This window comes from Acinetobacter lwoffii (genome assembly GCF_049367455.1).
Taxonomy (GTDB): Bacteria; Pseudomonadota; Gammaproteobacteria; order Pseudomonadales; family Moraxellaceae; genus Acinetobacter; species Acinetobacter lwoffii_W.
The window spans coordinates 2,170,503-2,189,416 of the sequence record NZ_JBMPXW010000001.1 but is presented as its reverse complement, the minus strand read 5'-3'; the positions used below and the strand labels follow the sequence as shown (position 1 = coordinate 2,189,416).

Here is an 18,914-nt window from a genome sequence, read left to right as displayed (position 1 = left end):
TTATTTCCCCACGACCTGAATCACGATCAAGATCATCAGTAGGACAACGACACCGAGCCCCATACTAGATGCATATTCACGCAGTGAACCGGTTTGACGTGAACTTGTAAAGCTGTGACCACCTTTAACAAGTGCAGGAAGTACCAGCCATAGGCCATCAATTGGATCACGACCAAAGATCTTCGCGAACATTAAATATGGCTTCACGAAAATGATGTCATACAGCGTATCGAAACCTAATGCATTACGGCAGATATTGACCAAGCCAGCACCTACAGAAGTGGCTGCAAAACGTTTGACTGCATTGTAAGCAAAAGCGAACAGCACGACACCCACTGCAAGACCTGTTAAAGCAACAGCAATTGCGATGTATTCAGCACCATGTGCACCTGCTTCAAGCGCTTCAGGAATAATGAAGGCTGGAATTTGTGCAGCATCTAGAATACTCATTACCGGTGCTTTTAGTACGATCGCCAGACCTGTTGAAAGTACAGCAAGAATCGCCAGTGGCGCCCAGTAAGTTGCACCTTTGATTTCATGATAAGGCGTGTTTTCTTTGCCGAAGAATACAACCCAGATTAAACGGAATGTATAAATAGACGTTAAGAATGCACCTGCAACACCCACCCAGTACAGCGTGTTATACACTGGTAAACCAGCAATATGACTTTGCGTCCAGACTGCAGCAAGAATCGCATCTTTGGAGAAGAAACCAATCGTTAGGAATGGAATCGCTGCCAATGCACCGCCACCAATCGCGAAACATGCAAACAGGAATTTGTTCTTGTAGAACAGACCGCCCATCTTGAAGATGTTTTGTTCGTGATGGTAAGCCAGAATCACCGCACCAGATGACAAGAACAATAATGCCTTGAAGAATGCGTGAGTCAGCATATGGAACAGACCTGCTTGGTATGCTTCAGCACCCACCGCCATAAACATATAACCGAGCTGACTCATAGTTGAGTAAGCCAAAATACGTTTGATGTCGGTTTGAACCAGTGCAGCAAAACCAGCTACAAGCAATGTCACCGCACCTGTGATCGAAATAAATACCATCACTTCTGGTGCAAGTTCAAAGACTGCGAACAGACGGCAACACAGGTAAACACCCGCTGTTACCATCGTTGCAGCATGGATCAATGCAGAAACAGGTGTCGGACCTGCCATCGCATCGGCTAACCATGTTTGTAACGGGATCTGTGCAGATTTACCCGCCGCACCCAAGAACAATAACAATGCTGTCCAGATGGTCAAAGATGAACTTTGGGTCATTACAGTCGCTGCATTTTCAACGATGTACTGAATGTTCAAGGTACCAAATTGCTGGAAGATCAGGAACATGGCAATCAGCAGGAATACGTCACCGATACGGGTAACAGTAAACGCCTTGATTGCCGCCAGACCATTTGCAGGGTTCTGGTAGTAATAACCAATCAGCAGGTATGAACACAGACCTACACCTTCCCAACCTAAGAACAATAACGCCAAGTTATCGCCAAGCACGAGAAGCAACATGCTTGCAACGAACAGGTTGAAGTAAGAGAAGAAACGTGCAAAGTCTTCTTCACCGCGCATGTACCATGAAGCAAAGATGTGAATTAAGAAACCCACACCTGTCACCATGCCCAGCATCAGTAAAGACAAACCGTCGAGTTGCAAGCTGATGCCCGGTGCAAAACCACCGACATTGAACCAGGTCCACAGGTGCTGAACATAGAGTTCTTTACCATTGTTAACAAAGTCCAGACCTGCAATCAGTGCAAACAGTGCCGATAAACCAACAGCACCGACACCAATTATCGCTGCAACATTTTCAGGAAGCTTGTTGCGCCCCGCCGCTAACAGGACAAAACCAATGAGCGGAAATAAAATTGTTAGATATAAATAACTCATCCGCGCATCTCACTAGCAGCATCCACATCCAGGTGATGGAAGCGATGATAGAACTGAAGGACGATCGCAAGACCAATACAAGCCTCTGCCGCAGCAAGCGTCAGGATCAGGATAAACATGATCTGACCATCTGGCTGTGCCCATGCACTGCCCGCCAGGACGAACGCTAAAGCAGCAGCGTTCATCATGATTTCAAGGCTCATTAAAATAAATAGTAGGTTGCGTCGCACCATTACACCGTAAAAACCCAGTGCAAAGAGAATAGATGCAACGATCAAACCATGCTCTAAAGGGATGTTGCCCATTATTCTTTTTCCTCTTCTGCATCTGGTTCACGTTTACCCAAATGGAATGCAGCTACCAAGGCAGCAAGCAATAACATCGCGGCAACTTCAACCAACAACAAGTATTGCGTAAAGAGTGCTTGACCCACTGCTTTCGGGCCCACCATTTCTGTACCCATTACCAGTGAAGCTTGTGTGTAATCAGAGTTTAATACCCATACCAGCACCAAACCGATCAGGAAGCTCATCAACGCCGGATAAGCCCAAGCCGATGAAGTCAACCATTTACGTTCTTGTTCAACGGTCTGCTCACCCAGGTTCAGCATCATTACCACGAACACGAACAACACCATGATCGCGCCCGCATAAACGATCACTTCCAGCGCACCAGCGAATGGCGCACCGACGATCAGGAACATGCCTGCGACTGCAAGCAATGACACGATCAGGCTTAATAAAGCATGTACCGGATTCGCGTTAGTAACAACGCGAACCGTAGAGACAATGGCCACGAGGGCCATTAAATAAAATGGCCACATCATGGTAATAGACTCCGTACATCAACAGGTGCACTTTCACGCTGTGCTTGACCTTTGTCCTTGCCTGCAACTGCCATACCGGTTACACGGTAGAAGTTATAGTCAGGATATTTACCAGGACCAGAAATCAGCAGGTGTTCTTTTTCATAGACCAAGTCCTGACGAACATATTCGCCAAGCTCGAAGTCCGGGGTCATCTGAATCGCAGTGGTTGGACACGCTTCTTCACACATACCGCAGAAAATACAACGCGAGAAGTTGATACGGAAAAATTCCGGATACCAGCGACCATCTTCACGTTCTGCTTTTTGTAGTGAAATACAGCCTACCGGACAGGCAACCGCACACAGGTTACATGCCACACAGCGTTCTTCGCCATCAGGATCGCGCGTCAATACGATACGACCACGGAAGCGTGGTGGCACGATTTCTTCGGCCGGCACTTCCGGATATAAAATGGTGTCACGTTTACGTGTTGCGTGGCTGAATACCATCCACAACGAACGAACGATTGACCCGAATCCAGCTAGAAATTTAAACATTTTGTTCTCCCTGCTGTCTTAGGCCTGATTCATCAGAATCACAGCACCAGTCACCAAAAGGTTAACCAACGCCAATGGCAAGCAAATTTTCCAACCAAAGTTCATCACCTGGTCATAACGTGGACGCATTAATGAACCACGCGCCAGTACAAACATCATTACAAAGAATGCTGTTTTGATAATGAACCAGAATGCTGCTGGAAGGAACGGAATATCAAGGTTGAATGGCGCAAGCCAGCCACCGAAGAATAAAGTCACGATCAATGCAGAGATCAGGACTACGTTGACGTATTCCGCAACGAAGAACATCCCCCACTTCATACCGCCGTATTCGACATGGTAACCTTCTGCCAGTTCCTGTTCTGCTTCTGGTTGGTCAAATGGGTGACGATGCGTTACCGCAACACCCGCAACCACGAAGATCAGGAAGCCTAGGAACTGAGGAATCACAAACCAGACATCTTTTTGCGCTTCAACGATTTCACGCATGTTGAATGAGCCGGCAATTGCCACCACACCCATCAACGAGATACCCAAGAACACTTCATAAGAAATGGTCTGAGCCGCAGAACGTAAACCGCCCAGTAAGGCATATTTGTTGTTTGATGACCAGCCACCGAACAGGACTGCATAAACTGCAATACCCGCCATTGCCATAAAGAACAACAGGCCGATGTTCATGTCTGCTACACCTAAATAAGGTGATACAGGAATAACCATGAACGACAGCACCGCAGTTGCCATCGCAACTGCTGGCGCCATACGGAACGTCAATTTGTCAGCAAACTTAGGTGTCCAGTCTTCCTTGAACATGATTTTCAGCATGTCGGCAACAATCTGGAACATACCGCCCGGACCAACACGGTTCGGACCATAACGGTCTTGCCACAAGCCGAGTAAACGACGTTCAATAAAAGACATCAACGCAGCGATCAGTACTACAACCAGCAAGATCACAATCGCTTGAATGACTGAATAGGCAATTGGCCAGTTTTCAGCCCACAACGGCGTTTGACGGATTAATTCTTGTTCCATGAATTACACTCCTACCGCGACTGAAACAGGCTCTGCAAGAGATACCGTCGGTGCCAGACCGATTGGGTAGCCAATATAACCTGTCGGTAAATATTCAATCACTTGAACTGGAAGAACGATTGACGTCTCACCTGCTTTCACCGTGATTGTCTGACCATCTTGAACATTCAGGCGCGCTGCATCCTGCTCACCCACTGCAAATACCGCTTCAGGAATACGTGTTTCCATCGCTGGTGTTTTGATGGTAAATTCACCTGAACCAAAAATATGGTGCATCGGTACTAGACGGAAGCTTTCAGCATTGACCAGAACAGGTGCCGGTGCAACGAATGTACGTGCCGGACGCTTTGCCAAACGGTCGAATAAACGAACGCCTGAATCACCACCTTTCAGTGAACCACCCACAGTTTCCTGGAACTTGTTCCAAGCTTGTGGCGAGTTCCAGCCTGCAGACCATGCAAATGGAACCAGTGGAGATGGAGTCTGGTCTCCGACATAACCTTCCATCGAGAATGTTAATGCGGAGTCTTTATCTGTAGGCTGTTTCGGCTCATGTACAGACAATGGCGAACGCATTGAAGTACGACCTGAGTAACGACGTGGTTCACGTGCCACTTTCAAGCCATGAACACGGAAGCCCGCATCAGGTGCAACATCCAGAATGCCTTCAAGCGCAGGAACGTTTTTCGCCACTGACTCGATCACATCATCCAGTAAAGTCCAAGAAATCGCTTTGCCTTTTACGCCTGTTTCCAGAGCGTGTAACCAGCGCCAAGATTCCTTGATCGCCAATTCAGGATTGTAGTAGCTTGGGTCATACACTTGGTAGAAACGTTGTGCACGGCCTTCTTGAGAAACGACAGTACCATCACCTTCAGCAAACGATGCAGCAGAAAGTACGATGTCGGCTTTTTTCACTGTTGCAGTTTCAGAGTGATCCAGTACGATCACATCTTTACCTGCAAGTGCAGCATCGACCTGTGCAGCAGGAAGACGACGGTAAAGGTCGTTTTCAACCACAATCACAGTATCGTAATCTTGTGCAAATGCTTGCTCTAGGCTTTGACCACCAAAGATTGCCATACCCATCGAGTTCACTTCAGGAACCGTCAAAGTCAGACCTGCATTACCCAGATTCTGTGCAACTTGTGCAGCAGCTTCCATAATGGCAGGATCTTGCAAGCTTGTACCTGAGATGATCAGTGGTTTCTTCGCAGCTTTTAAAGTGTCCGCAATGGTTTGTGCAAATGCTTTGGCATCGTCATCTAAACCAAGAATCGTTTCACCCGCAACTGCTGCAGCAACCGCAAAACCTAAACGCGCAATATCGTTTGGAGAAGCAACCACTTCACCTTCGGCAACATCAGACAAACGGGTTTGTGTCGCAGCCAGGATGTAAATCGGAGATTTGGCATCTTGGGCAATACGTTGTACCGGTTCAGCCAACCATTCTTGCGTACGGCGCTCTGCCGCCATCTCTTTGCCTTTATTTTTCGCAGCCTGGCGAACAGATAAAGCCATACGAGGCGCAGTTTGGGTCAGGTCTTCACCTAAGATCAGCACTGCATCGTAGCTTTCAATTTCACGCATGTTCGGGTTGTAAACACCCTCGGTTTGCATGATAGAAGCTGCCAACTCAACCAGGTTTTGCTCTTTTTGAGACAGACCTGTAGAGAAGTTCTCTTGACCCACCAACTCACGAAGTGCGAAGTTTGATTCAAGTGATGCACGCGGTGAACCAATACCCAGTACTTTTTTGCCCTGGATATTTGCAATGACCGTGTCGAGTGCTGCATCCACTGAAACAGTTTCAACAGTTGCACCTTGACGGAATTGTGGTTGACGTGGACGGTCTGCACGGTTCACATAACCTGTACCGAAACGGCCTTTGTCGCATAGGAAGTATTGGTTGACTTCACCGTTATAACGGTTTTCTACGCGGCGAAGTTCGCCATAACGTTCACCCGGAGAGATGTTACAACCTGAAGAACAACCTTGGCATACGCTTGGCGCATACTGCATGTCCCATTTACGGTTGTAGCGAGCCGAATGAGTTTTGTCGGTGAATACACCTGTTGGACATACTTCAGTCAGGTTACCCGAGAATTCAGACTCTAAAGTGCCTGATTCCGGACGACCGAAGTATACACGTGATGCGTTGGCATACACGCCGAAGTCCGTACCACCTGCGTAGTCTTTGTAATAACGCACACAACGGTAACACGCGATACAACGGTTCATTTCGTGGGAAATGAATGAGCCAAGCTCCTGGTTGTAATGGGTACGTTTGGTGAAACGGTAGCGACGACGGTCATGCTGCGTCATTACAGTCATATCTTGTAAATGACAGTGACCACCTTCTTCACAGACTGGACAGTCGTGCGGGTGGTTGGTCATCAAGAATTCAACAATCGAAGCACGGAAATCTTTGGCTTCTTTGTCTTCAATCGAGATGTAGGTATTGTCAGATGCAGGCGTCATACATGACATGACCAAACGGCCACGCGTATCTTCTGGATTCGCGTACTGGGTCACGGCACATTGACGGCAAGAGCCGACAGAACCTAAGGATGGATGCCAACAAAAGTATGGGATATCAATGCCAAGACTCAAACATGCTTGTAGCAAGTTTTCCGAGCCGTTGACTTCATACGATTTGCCATCGACATGAATTGTAGCCATAGTCGAATTCCTTAAGCTTGTTCTACGTTGCTGGTTTGAGCGGCGGCATTCACAACCTTCGCTTCAAATTCGCCACGGAAATATTTGAGTGCGCCCATAAGCGGCTCCATTGCACCCGGTGCGTGGGCACAGAAAGTTTTACCAATCCAAAGCTTACGAGTCAGTTCTTGTAAGTGATCGATATCTTCTTTCTTACCTGTGCCATCTTCCAGTGCTTTCAGCGCTTTCACAGCCCAAGGTAAGCCATCACGGCAAGGCGTACAGAAACCACATGATTCGCGTGCAAAGAATTCTTCTAGGTTACGTGTCGCTGAAACCATACATTGGGTTTCATCTACCACCATCAATAAGCAAGTTCCTAAACGCGAACCTGCCTTCATGATGCTTTCCGCATCCATAGGAAGATCAATATGCTCGGCAGCCAGGAAGTCAGTTGATGCACCGCCCGGTAACCATGCTTTCAGTTTCAAACCGTCGCGCATACCACCAGCATGTTCTTCAATCACTTCACGTGCTGTCGTACCAAATGGAAGCTCCCATAGACCCGGGAATTTCACCTTACCTGAAGCACCATAAATTTTGGTACCTGGATCTTTCGACTTACCCGCAGACAAGTTGATATACCATTCAGGACCACGCAGCATGATGGCTGGTAAGTTGTTGTAGGTCTCTACGTTGTTGACAATCGTAGGACGACCCCAAGCACCTGCAACTTGCGGGAATGGTGGCTTAGTACGCGGGTTGGCACGGCGACCTTCTAGCGAGTTAATCAATGCAGTTTCTTCACCGCAGATATAACGACCCGCACCGGTATGCACGTGTAACTCGAAGTTCCAGCCTGTACCAAGGATATTATCCCCTAAGTAACCTTTGGCACGAACTTGCTCAAGTGCTTCATTTAAGTACTGAGCAGCTTCGATGTACTCGCCGCGGATAAAGATATAACCGTGTGTTGCTTCAAGCGTATAACCCGCAATCAGCATCCCTTCGATCAATTGATGAGGAAGATCTTCCATCAGCAAACGGTCTTTAAAGGTACCTGGTTCCATCTCATCGGCATTACAAATCAGGTAACGTGGACCCGAGTTGTCATTTGGCGCCATAAGTGACCATTTAATGCCTGCCGGGAAGCCTGCACCACCACGACCTTTTACAGTCGCTGCCTTAACCACTTCCAATACATCTTTAGGCGACATGGTCAGTGCTTTTTTAAAGCCTGCATAACCTTCCAGCGCTTCGTAATCATCTGCATTACGTACGTTGGCCTGCTTGCTTAAACGCCATGTTAATGGATGCGTTTCCGGGTTACCGTCGCCATAAATTGGTTTTGGTTCAGTATTCATACATACTTCTCCAACAGCTGTTTCACCGAAGTCACTTCAACCAGACCGTGCGTGTCTTCATCAATCATTAAGGTTGGACCTTTGTCACAGTTGCCCAGACAGCAAATTGGCAGCAAAGTGAAACGACCATCTGCAGTCGTTTGACCAAATTGGATTCCTAATTCGCGCTGGAATGCTTCTGCCAAAGTTTCCGCACCCATCAAGAAACACGCAATCGAATCACATAACAAAATTACGTGACGACCGACCGGCTGACGGTAAATACGGTTATAGAACGTTGCCACACCTTCAAGGTCCGCAACGCTCATGCTCAGCATTTGTGCGATGGCATTCATTTGCGCATCATCTACCCAGCCATTACGGCGTTGTACACACTTCAGCGCATCTAGACACGCTGCACGTGGGTATGGGTAGTGCCCCATGTGATGTTTGATATCGTGAATTTCGTCCGCAGTCAAAATCCCTTCAACATTCACACGTGGCTTTTTATCAGTCAAAATCATCATAATGCGTTTACCCCTTAGCGATCCACGTCAGCCATTACGACGTCAATGGTCGCTAAATAAATGATTAAGTCAGACATTAAGCTGCCGTTAATCACAGAAGGCATTTGCTGTAAATGCGTGAAGGTTGGTGTACGAATACGGGTACGGTAACTCATGGTTGACTTGTCTGAAGTCAAGTAGTAGTTCGACGCGCCTTTCACCACTTCCGCCATCACAGATGCTTCACCCGCCGGCATTACAGGACCCCAAGATACACTCAGGAAGTGCGTAATCAAGGTTTCAATATCTTGTAATGTCTTGTCTTTTGGTGGTGGAACAGCCAGTGGATGGTCTGCTTTATACGCACCAGACGGCATATTATCTAAACATTGTTTGATAATTTTCAGTGATTCTTCAATTTCACGGTAGTGAACGATGACACGTGCATAGGCATCGCCTTCGTACTCCACTGGCACTTCGAAGTCGTAATTTTCATAACCGCTATATGGGCGGTATTTACGTACGTCAAAGTCAATACCTGTAGCACGCAGACCTGTACCTGTTACACCCCAAGCCAATGCAGATTTTGCATCGTATTGCGCAACATTACGGGTACGACCCACAAACACCGAGTTTTTTAGCGCTGCAGTATGGTATTCCTTCAAACGTTTCGGCATCCAATCCAGGATTTCACGGATCAGGTGCTGCCAGTTATTTGGAAGGTCATGTGCGGTACCACCGATACGGAACCATGCCGGATGCATACGGTAACCAGTGATCGCTTCAATCGCGTCATAGATTTTCTGACGGTCAGCGAACATATAGAAGACTGGCGTCATACCGCCGGCATCCTGAATCGCAGTACCAATGAACAGCAAGTGGTTATTGATACGGAACAGTTCAGACATCATCACGCGGATACATTGCGCACGGTCAGGTACAGTAATACCCGCCATTTGCTCTACGCCAAGCACATAAGGCATGTTTTGCGCACAACCACCGAGGTAGTCGACACGGTCTGTATACGGAATGAATGAATGCCAGGTTTGACGTTCAGCCATCTTTTCCACACCACGGTGGTGATAACCAATATCAGGCACACAGTCTTTCACTTCTTCACCGTCCAGCTGCAAGATCACACGGAACGCACCGTGCGCAGATGGATGGTTCGGACCCAAGTTCAGGAACATGAAGTCCTCATCGGCATTGCCGCGCTTCATACCCCAATCTTCAGGGACAAAGCGAAGATGTTCCTGTTCGTAGTCCTGTTTGGCTTTATCTTGCAAATACGGCGTATATTCAGTCGCACGTGCAGAATATTCTTTACGTAGCGGATGACCTTCCCAATAGGTTGGCAACAAGATACGACGGAGCATTGGATGCCCTTCGAAATTGATCCCGAACATATCGTAAGCTTCACGTTCGTACCAGTTGGCATTTGGCCAAATATTGGTTGCCGTTGGAAGATTCAAATCGCTTTCTGCTAAGGCAACTTTAATACGAATGTCAGTATTACGCTCGAGCGACAACAGGTGATAGAACACGGTGAAGTCAGACGCAGGTAAACCGTCGCGGTGCGTACGCAGACGCTCATCTACCGCTGACAAGTCGAACAACATCACGTAAGGACGTGACACTGTACGCAAGAACATTAAAACTTCTTGTACACGTGCGCGCTCAACCCAGACTGTCGGGAAATCCTCGAAAGTCGTTTGCACAAAGAAGTTCTCACCAAATTTGGTTTTGAGTTCTTCAATGATGGCAAATGCTGGGCGTGAATCAACAGGCGTTGATTCTGGCATAGCAATGTCAGTTTCAGCCATTGGCTTGGCTTCCTATTTAATACAAATTCAGTCAACCTAAACGACAATTACACCCATAGCGGGTGCACAACAAAACAACCTGTCGTTTAAATTATTTAATTTCATCCATAGAGCGTAAGTTCTTCACAGCAACACGCTGGTCTTTCTTACGGTCACGTTCCGGCATCATCTTTGGCTTATACACTGGCTTAAGATCATCACCGATCACCGCAGAAAGCGGACGACGCTCTAGTTGAATCTGGTCTTGCAACAGCATCAATGCCTGAATCAAAGCTTCAGGACGTGGTGGGCAACCTGGAATATACACATCGACCGGGATGATTTTATCCACACCTTGTACGACTGAATAAATATCGTACATACCACCTGAGTTGGCACATGCACCCATTGAAATGACCCATTTCGGTTCAAGCATCTGTTCATACAGACGCTGAATTACCGGCGCCATTTTCACAAAGCATGTACCCGCCACAATCATTAAGTCCGCCTGACGCGGTGAAGCACGGATAACCTCGGCACCAAAACGTGACAAGTCATGCACGCCGGTCAAGGTCGTTGCATATTCCACGTAGCAGCAAGATGTACCAAAGTTAAATGGCCAAACTGAGTTTTTACGACCCCAGTTGACTGCTGTATGTACCACATCCTCTAAGCGAGTCATGAATACATTTTTATTCACTTCTTCTTCTAGCAACGGATCTTCTACAACAATACGTTCCTGAAGTGGATATTGGTCAGCATTCGGATTCGCACGGGTTAATGTATATTTCATCCCGTCTTACTCCTTATCAGATAATTGAGTTTGTGACTTTTTCACAAAACCAGATGATTGAGCCGGGATTTGACCCGTTGGATCCATCACCAATTCTTCAACCGAGTTGAAGCGCGTAATTTCTGCAAGATCCATATTTGGCGAACCAATCTTAGCTTTAATTCCTGCTGCCTTACGTCTGTCTGAAGGTGCCCAATTGAGTGCGCCTGTCGATAATTCGTAAATCAAACCAACAAGTAAAACTATGATAAAGATAGCTGCAGTTGCAAAACCAATCCAACCTACTTCACGAACAGAAACCGCCCATGCATATAGATAAAGTGCTTCTAAATCAAACACCACAAAGAAAATTGCAACTAAATAGAACTTTGCAGACAAGCGGATACGAGCTCCACCTGCGCTAACTACACCTGACTCAAACTGCTCCTGCTTGGCACGGCCCCATGATTTACCCCCGAGGAGTAATGGGACAGTCAGCATAAAGACGCATAAAAATGTAACACCGATCACGAAGGCAATAATTGCCCATTCGTATGGAGTAATAGCACTCATGCGGGGATAACTCCTGGCAGGCCTATTTGTTAACAAAGAATGTATGTATTGGCCTTCAAATACACCAAACACAAAATTAATCCCGCCAATTGTACCTGATTTTGGATTTCACTTGCTAGTTTATAAGCCTTAGTCTTTGGGATGATTTTTTAGACATTTCAGCATTTAATTTGACTTTAATCATTCAGAATTCGTTTTAATCGTTTTCCCAAATTAAATTTTAATTATCTATTAATTTTTCTATAAATAGCGCTAGCAGAAAATAGGCTGATCGATGAGCTGCTTTTCTCGCCCACCCATTTAGATATAGCCCTTTTCACTACTGAATCCAAGTTAAATCTGATAAAAACTTATTTTAACAACTATTTTTTCTTTCAAACCAATTGATTTAACTTAATATTTAATGTGATTTTTTACATTTAACTGCTGATTTACCCCCTACAGCCACTTGCTAATCTTAGATTGGCAATTGTGTCTTTTTGCAACATGCTCAACGGACTGATTCAGAATATGTTATTTCTATTTCTAAACCACATCATGACATTAATAAAGTAACAATAAGGAGTCCTTGCATGTCTCTACGCTTTTCCCATAAGCCGAATTATTTTTTATTTGCTCAATTACTGGTTCGACATATAGAAAATTACATCCAGAAAAATCCTAATATAAACCAGGCAGCTTTTGACTTACGTGACATCCATGCACTTTTTCAAGAGGATCACGCTTCCTCCAGCATCAATCTGGATGGCATTATGAATATCGCTGACGAATATAAAGTCGAAACCTTATCAGGTGACCAGAAACTGATTCAGCGCTATAACGTCGATGCGAAAAACACCAAACTATTGATCGACTTTAATCCTGAAGCGCTACAAAGCTTAAAAGAGGGCAAATCCCTCATTGAACCTGATGCGACCATTCAGGAATAAAATTTCTCCCAATAAAAAAACGATGCCGATGCATCGTTTTTTTTATGACTAAAATCATTCCCACAATATCAAGCCAAATGATCACTCGCTTCATCAGGCTTTTTTTCTAGCATCTTGCGCTTACTCTTCTTGACATAACGCTGTGCCGGCCAGGTCATGGTAAAACGCGCGCCACCCAGGGTCGGACTTTGATCAACCTGAATCGTGCCACCAAACCAGTACGCAATCCGACTGACAATCGACAAACCTAAACCATAACCACCCGAAGCACGGGTACGGCTATCATCCAGTCGGGCAAAGGCTTCAAAAATTCGGGCACGATCTATTTCCGGAATCCCCGGCCCGTCATCTTCAACGCAAACATAGGCCTGACCATCTTGGTCCAGACCACCGCTAATCAAGATTTTATGATCACAATAACGGATGGCATTCCCCACCAGATTCTGAATCACACGATGCAGATAGCGACGCTCCGCCTCTACCGTTACAGCAACAGGCATTGGATGTAATTCAATGATTTTCTGGGTTTTCAGTGCTTCAGTTTCCTGAGCTACCTGATTCAGTACGTCATACAGATCAATCTGCTCAAACTCAATCGACGGCATGCCCTGTTCCAGTCTGGCATAGGTCATGATCTCATCAATTAAGGTATTCAGTGCTTCGATGTCCTTATCAATCTGCTCCACCTGTTGCAGACGATAATCGTAGTCGTCTTCATCTGCCATCATTTCCACACCAAAACGGATCCGTGCCACCGGTGTACGCAACTCATGCGACACTGCACGCATCAGCTCACGCTGTGCTTCGATCAAACGCTGGATATGGTCTGACATATTGTTATAGCTAGATGCCAGTGTAGACATCTCGTCACTGCCTTCCACAGGAAGACGCAATGACATGTTACCCGATTTCATTTTGTTTAAGGCATAGCTGACTTCACGTAACTTGCGCTGCATCGGAACCAGCAGACCATAAACACCCAGACTCAACACAAACAGGCTTAATAAGGTAATACCGGTCGCCAACTGGAATGGCATCCAGTTAAACAAGGGTACCGGCCCCATGACCAATACTTGCGAGGTCGAACCAGGAATCGGTGAAATAATTGAAATTGTGGTACCACGAATAGAGGCATTATCGCGGTATAAAATGATGCTGTGATCCAGACGCAGACGTCCGATTTGCTCGGAGTCTAAAGGTAGATTCTGGACATTTTCGATAGAAACCGGATAAGAAAAATAATCCTGAATACGAGCCAGATATTCTTTTTCCTGACCTGGATAGTAGACCAGATAGTCCAGAATAAAGACTGGTAAGGCCTTCATCTGGCGCTCAGTAATACTGTCGGCCTTAATATAAAGGTAATGACCCGGGTCATCACGCAGCCCAACTACAATATAGGCAATACCCGATTCAGCGTCCCAACGCACCACCGCTTTTCGTTCGGCAATACGGCGCCCTTCAGCACGGGTAATGTCGACCTTGCTGGCTTCTACATAGTGAATGGGCAATTCCAGCAAATCGGAGGCATCAGAAACCCAATCCATCTTTTGCTGGAGATTTGGCTGGCGTGCAACCCCTTCACTGATGATATATGCCATACCATCAGTCAAGGATTCGCGATATTCTTGCGCACGCTGATAGTTGATAATCTGTACCAACAAATAGCCGAACACCGCCACCAAGACGACAAGGATGACGAGTCCTGCGTATATACGCAAAAATATACTGTGTTTAAACACCTATAATTTATCCTGCTTGTTCAAGCAACAAACCACATTTGCTTAAAGACCATTGGTCTCTTTAACGAAAAGATAACCTTTACTACGTACTGTTTTAATACGCTTCGGATTTTCTGGATCGTCACCGATTTTTGGACGGATACGAGAAATACGCACATCGATTGAGCGGTCTTGACCATCATATTCGATACCACGTAAACGCTCGAAAATATCTTCGCGAGAGAGAATACGGCCAGCATTCGATGCAAGCAACCATAACAGGTCATATTCTGCACTGGTAAAATCAACCAGATCGCCATTTAAGGTCACTGAACGGCCGCCATTGTCGATGACCAGATCATCAAATTCGATGCGCTGTGCCACTTCATCTTCAGGCACCTTGTCAGTACGACGCAACAATGCACGGATACGCGCCAGCAATACACGCGGCTGAACAGGCTTCGCGACATAGTCATCTGCACCCATTTCCAGACCCAAAACCTGATCCATGTCTTCAGTACGCGCAGTCAACATCAAAATCGGTTGATGATAATGTGGGCGCACTTCACGGCAAATGGTCAAGCCATCAGCACCTGGTAACATCACATCCAGCACCACCATATCTGGCTGCTCGGCAATAATCCGACGAATGGCACGGTTACCATCCGGCTCTACCCCCACCTCAAGTCCATTACGAATGAGGTATTCTTGCGTTAAACGAGCAAGACGCTCGTCATCTTCAACAATTAAAATCTTGGGTAACTTTTCTTCTTGGCTCATGTATTGCCCCTTATTTGGTGGATCTACGCTATAGGCGTATCCTTTTGAAATCCAATAGATACGTTTTTAATATGCTTGCAATATACACACGTTTACATTGTAAACAAGATAGCGTTCACCAAACTGATACATCAAGATAGCATTTTGTAATATTTTATCGTGCATTTTTTGGACAATTATGCTTGAAACAGTGGCTTAGATCTGATTTTCGATTTACACAACTATTACATGGACAAAATATGACTGCTTGATTCAGCACTTTTTAGTTATCCACAGTGTTATCTATAAGCACTTTCTTTGGACTTTGTTATGCTATGCCTTGCCGGATAAGGCTTATACAAAAATCAATAAAAATAGCGATATTTTTGCAATGATTAAAGCACAACTTAAGAAAAATATTTAGCTAAATGTCAATATTGATCTACCCTAAATTTTCCCGTATCTTGTGTGCAATTAATTTTAAAACCACTAGGTCTTGTGTTTATTCCTCAAATACTGTGGCATAAAATTTGCCCAGTTCAAACGGTCCATAAACATAAAAATAGATGACAATGGAGCTATGCTAAATGAGCGTAATCACTTCAACTCCTGGTCAACTTCAGGTGATTAAACGCACCGGTGATGTTGCCGCTTTTGATGCAGAAAAAATTTCTGTCGCAATTGGTAAAGCGTTTTTGGCGGTTGAAGGCCAACAAAGCGCTGACTCGAGCCGGATCCATGATCGTATCGAGCAACTGACGGAAATGGTATTAAATACCTTTAAACGTCGTTTACCTTCTGGCGGAACGATTCATATTGAAGAAATTCAAGACCAAGTTGAACTTGCGCTAATGCGTACGGGCGAACAGAAAGTTGCACGCTCTTATGTCATTTACCGTGAACAACGTTCTGAAGCACGTAAACAGTTGGGCGCACATCATCACCCGACCCTGCAAATTACCGATGCTGAAGGCAAACTCAAGCCACTGGATTTAAGTGCTTTAACTGCGCATGTTACTAAAGCAGCCGAAGGCCTTGAAGGCATTGATGTACAAGCCATTGTCGATGAGACCGTGAAAAACTTGTACAACGGCGTAAAAGAGTCTGACATCTCGACCACGATGATGATGGCGACCCGTACCCGTATTGAACAAGAGCCTAACTATACGTATGTGACTGCACGTTTGTTGCGTGATGACCTGGTTGCGACTGGTTTGAAATTCCTGGGTCTACCTGTAGATACAGTTGAAGGCGATGCGCTGGAAACTTACCTGAAAAAAGGGATTGAGCTTGAGCTGCTTTCTCCAGAATTGTTGAACTTTGACCTGGCGAAACTGGCTGCTGCGATTCAACCGGAACGTTCTAACCAGTTTACTTACCTGGGTCTGCAAACCTTATTTGACCGTTACTTCATCCATTCAGATGGTGTGCGTTTCGAACTTCCGCAATTGTTCTTTATGCGTGTTTCTATGGGCTTGTCGCTCAATGAAGAAAACCGTGAAGACCGCGCGATTGAGTTCTATAACTTATTGTCTAGCTTCGACTACATGGCTTCGACGCCTACCCTGTTTAACTCAGGTACGTTACGTCCACAATTGTCTAGCTGCTACTTAACAACCATTGATGATGACCTGTACGACATTTACGGCGCAATGCGTGATAACGCAATGCTGTCTAAATGGGCAGGCGGTTTAGGGAATGACTGGACGCCAGTTCGTGCCTTGAACTCATACATCAAAGGGACTAACGGTAAATCTCAAGGTGTAGTTCCGTTCCTGAAAGTGGCGAACGATACGGCTGTTGCGGTTAACCAGGGTGGTAAGCGTAAAGGTGCAGTTTGTGCATACTTAGAAACCTGGCACCTGGACATCGAAGAATTCCTGGAACTGCGTAAGAACACCGGTGATGACCGTCGTCGTACCCATGACATGAACACTGCGAACTGGGTTCCTGATCTGTTCATGCAACGTGTATTCGAAGATGCGGAATGGACTCTGTTCACGCCTTCTGAAACGCCTGATCTGCATGATTTGACGGGTGCAGCATTCGCTGAGCGTTATGCACATTACGAAGCGATTGCCAAAGAAACAAACATGTTGCACAAGAAAATCCGTGCAAAAGATTTGTGGCGCAAAATGCTGTCTATGCTGTTCGAAACTGGTCACCCGTGGATCACATTCAAAGACGTATGTAACTTACGCTCACCACAGCAACACGTAGGTGTGGTGCACTCTTCTAACCTGTGTACAGAAATTACCCTGAATACCAGCAAAGAAGAAATCGCAGTATGTAACCTGGGTTCGATCAACCTGGTACAACACGTTCAAGGTGGTGTACTTGATCGCGAAAAACTGGCACGCACAGTTAAAACTGCGGTTCGTATGCTCGATAACGTGATCGACATCAACTACTACGCTGTTCCACAAGCGCGTAACTCGAACTTGAAACACCGTCCGGTTGGTATGGGTATCATGGGCTTCCAGGATGCACTATATGAAATGAACCTGGCTTATGGTTCTGATGCTGCGGTTGAGTTTGCAGATGAATCAATGGAAGTGATTTCGTACTACGCGATTTCAACATCTAGCGATTTGGCTGTTGAACGTGGTACATACGAAACATTCAAGGGTTCATTGTGGGATCAAGGTATCCTGCCAATCGACTCGCTTGATCTGGTTGCGAAAACTCGTCCAGAACGCATGTTCGAAGTCGACCGCACTCAACGTCTGGACTGGGATACTTTACGTGCCAAAGTTCAAAAAGACGGTATGCGTAACTCGAATGTGATGGCAATTGCTCCGACTGCTACGATTTCAAACATTTGTGGCGTGTCTCAATCTATTGAGCCTACATTCCAGAACTTATATGTGAAATCTAACTTGTCTGGTGAATTCACTGTAATCAACCCGTATCTGGTACGTGCGTTGAAAGAACGTGGTCTTTGGGATGCTGTGATGGTCAATGACCTGAAACACTTCGAAGGTTCTGTGCAGAAGATTTCCCGTATTCCGGAAGAGCTTAAAGCCATCTTCGCGACTGCGTTTGAAGTTGAAACTCGCTGGATCGTGGATGCTGCTTCACGTCGTCAAAAATGGATCGACCAAGCACAGTCTCTTAACCTTTACATCGCTGGTGCAAACGGTAAGAAACTGGACATCACTTACAAGATGGCCTGGTTACGTGGTCTTAAGACAACTTATTACCTTCGTGCATTGGGTGCGACGTCTGCCGAGAAATCAACCATTAATACGGGCGCATTGAATGCAGTTAAACCTGCAACAGTTGCGGCTCCTGTTGTAGCAGCAGCTCCTGTCGTTGAAGCGCAAAAACCTGAAGCTCCTGCAGAGGAAGAAGGTTTTGCTCAAGCGGCGCCAGTGCCAATGGCATGTTCAATTGACAATCCTGATTGTGAAGCTTGTCAATAGGGATGATATACTTTAAATAGTATACAATATTTTAGTATACCCCTTGTAAATCTTATACTTAAGCTCTTTACAAGGGGTATATTTTTGTATTTAATAAAATACAAGGTAGATGACAATTAGAAAACGT

Annotated in this window: 15 protein-coding genes; 2 read left to right on the top strand and 13 right to left on the bottom strand. The window is 45.8% G+C overall.

What is annotated here, in order from left to right; genetic code table 11:
* The 11 genes from nuoL to ndhC all read right to left on the bottom strand — a co-directional run bounded on the left by nuoL (window position 1) and on the right by ndhC (window position 11,953).
* On the bottom strand, window positions 1-1,896 hold the full coding sequence (gene nuoL, locus ACO1B7_RS10425) for an NADH-quinone oxidoreductase subunit L (RefSeq protein ID WP_423090164.1): 1,896 nt from the start codon (window positions 1,894-1,896) through the stop codon (window positions 1-3).
* Complete coding sequence (nuoK, locus tag ACO1B7_RS10420; RefSeq protein ID WP_004280769.1) at window positions 1,893-2,201, bottom strand: NADH-quinone oxidoreductase subunit NuoK; 309 nt, start codon at window positions 2,199-2,201, stop codon at window positions 1,893-1,895. The genes nuoL and nuoK overlap by 4 nt, the downstream gene beginning before the upstream one ends.
* On the bottom strand, window positions 2,201-2,719 hold the full coding sequence (nuoJ, locus tag ACO1B7_RS10415) for an NADH-quinone oxidoreductase subunit J (RefSeq protein ID WP_171054322.1): 519 nt from the start codon (window positions 2,717-2,719) through the stop codon (window positions 2,201-2,203). The genes nuoK and nuoJ overlap by 1 nt, the downstream gene beginning before the upstream one ends.
* Window positions 2,719-3,261 carry an NADH-quinone oxidoreductase subunit NuoI gene (nuoI, locus tag ACO1B7_RS10410; protein WP_004280771.1) on the bottom strand — a complete coding sequence of 181 codons (543 nt, stop codon included), beginning with the start codon at window positions 3,259-3,261 and terminating at the stop codon, window positions 2,719-2,721. Before nuoI ends, nuoJ begins: the two co-directional genes overlap by 1 nt.
* Before the next feature lie 18 nt (window positions 3,262-3,279).
* Window positions 3,280-4,296, bottom strand: coding sequence for an NADH-quinone oxidoreductase subunit NuoH (nuoH, locus tag ACO1B7_RS10405; RefSeq protein ID WP_004280772.1), 1,017 nt, complete (start codon window positions 4,294-4,296; stop codon window positions 3,280-3,282).
* A 3-nt stretch (window positions 4,297-4,299) separates the two neighbouring features.
* Entirely contained in the window at window positions 4,300-6,978 is a 2,679-nt protein-coding gene (nuoG, locus tag ACO1B7_RS10400; RefSeq protein ID WP_423090163.1) for an NADH-quinone oxidoreductase subunit NuoG, read from the bottom strand.
* An 11-nt stretch (window positions 6,979-6,989) separates the two neighbouring features.
* The gene (gene nuoF, locus ACO1B7_RS10395; protein ID WP_044111081.1) at window positions 6,990-8,321 is read right to left on the bottom strand and encodes an NADH-quinone oxidoreductase subunit NuoF; all 1,332 of its coding nucleotides are present in this window, start codon (window positions 8,319-8,321) and stop codon (window positions 6,990-6,992) included.
* The gene (nuoE, locus tag ACO1B7_RS10390; RefSeq protein WP_195725650.1) at window positions 8,318-8,827 is read right to left on the bottom strand and encodes an NADH-quinone oxidoreductase subunit NuoE; all 510 of its coding nucleotides are present in this window, start codon (window positions 8,825-8,827) and stop codon (window positions 8,318-8,320) included. Before nuoE ends, nuoF begins: the two co-directional genes overlap by 4 nt.
* A 14-nt stretch (window positions 8,828-8,841) precedes the next feature.
* Complete coding sequence (gene nuoC / locus ACO1B7_RS10385) at window positions 8,842-10,629, bottom strand: NADH-quinone oxidoreductase subunit C/D (RefSeq protein WP_004732074.1); 1,788 nt, start codon at window positions 10,627-10,629, stop codon at window positions 8,842-8,844.
* Between the two features lie 91 nt (window positions 10,630-10,720).
* Window positions 10,721-11,401 (bottom strand): NuoB/complex I 20 kDa subunit family protein, encoded by a 681-nt coding sequence (locus ACO1B7_RS10380; RefSeq protein ID WP_004280778.1) that lies wholly within the window; start codon window positions 11,399-11,401, stop codon window positions 10,721-10,723.
* Between the two features lie 6 nt (window positions 11,402-11,407).
* Complete coding sequence (gene ndhC, locus ACO1B7_RS10375; RefSeq protein WP_044111083.1) at window positions 11,408-11,953, bottom strand: NADH-quinone oxidoreductase subunit A; 546 nt, start codon at window positions 11,951-11,953, stop codon at window positions 11,408-11,410.
* A 572-nt stretch (window positions 11,954-12,525) separates the two neighbouring features.
* On the opposite strand from ndhC, the gene ACO1B7_RS10370 reads away from it, so the two are divergent.
* Window positions 12,526-12,882 (top strand): hypothetical protein, encoded by a 357-nt coding sequence (locus ACO1B7_RS10370; protein WP_338839903.1) that lies wholly within the window; start codon window positions 12,526-12,528, stop codon window positions 12,880-12,882.
* Window positions 12,883-12,950: 68 nt separating this feature from the next.
* Here the strand turns inward: ACO1B7_RS10370 and bfmS are convergent, their stop codons facing one another.
* Window positions 12,951-14,624 carry a sensor histidine kinase BfmS gene (gene bfmS, locus ACO1B7_RS10365; protein ID WP_423090162.1) on the bottom strand — a complete coding sequence of 558 codons (1,674 nt, stop codon included), beginning with the start codon at window positions 14,622-14,624 and terminating at the stop codon, window positions 12,951-12,953.
* A gap of 42 nt (window positions 14,625-14,666) precedes the next feature.
* Window positions 14,667-15,383 carry a response regulator transcription factor BfmR gene (gene bfmR, locus ACO1B7_RS10360; protein ID WP_004280782.1) on the bottom strand — a complete coding sequence of 239 codons (717 nt, stop codon included), beginning with the start codon at window positions 15,381-15,383 and terminating at the stop codon, window positions 14,667-14,669.
* 566 nt (window positions 15,384-15,949) lie between these two features.
* On the opposite strand from bfmR, the gene ACO1B7_RS10355 reads away from it, so the two are divergent.
* On the top strand, window positions 15,950-18,787 hold the full coding sequence (locus ACO1B7_RS10355) for a ribonucleoside-diphosphate reductase subunit alpha (RefSeq protein WP_005104086.1): 2,838 nt from the start codon (window positions 15,950-15,952) through the stop codon (window positions 18,785-18,787).
* Window positions 18,788-18,914: the final 127 nt, after the last annotated feature.